The organism is Novipirellula herctigrandis, from assembly GCA_007859835.1.
Taxonomy (GTDB): Bacteria; Planctomycetota; Planctomycetia; order Pirellulales; family Pirellulaceae; genus Novipirellula_A; species Novipirellula_A herctigrandis.
This window is the reverse complement of the sequence record SJPJ01000001.1, coordinates 8,572,537-8,572,901: the sequence shown is the minus strand read 5'-3', so window position 1 is coordinate 8,572,901 and position 365 is coordinate 8,572,537. Positions and strand designations below refer to the sequence as shown.

Sequence of the window (365 nt, the reverse complement as noted above, 5' to 3'; positions counted from 1 at the left end):
ACAACGCGAATGTAGATTTGACAAGCGTGGCGAGTTCGTCTGCGGTCATTGTTGTCGAGCATCTTCAGTCGGATAACGGTGGTGATCAGCGGGGACGGGCGAAAGACTTGCAAGCAGACGAGAAAACGGACCACCCGTCCTCCGTTGCATCACATGGTTATCGCACGGATTTGGGTTAAACGCCGATCGAGTCACCATGATGTATCAATCGACCGAGCACCGTCAGTTTAGCCTTCGGCCCCTTCGGTGACGGTTGTCCGTTCCCTAGCAGTATCAGTTTAACGAGGTCCCAATTTGAAAGCAACAAACGATGTTGTGGACCAAACGGACGAAAAGGGATCATCAACAGCGCACCCATAGCAGAG

The 365-nt window shown here is 52.3% G+C and carries 1 protein-coding gene; it reads right to left on the bottom strand.

Annotated elements, in window-relative coordinates; genetic code table 11:
* Positions 1 to 175 precede the first annotated feature (175 nt).
* On the bottom strand, positions 176 to 365 hold a 190-nt coding region (locus CA13_RS35935; protein ID WP_419195064.1), incomplete at its 5' end, for a hypothetical protein.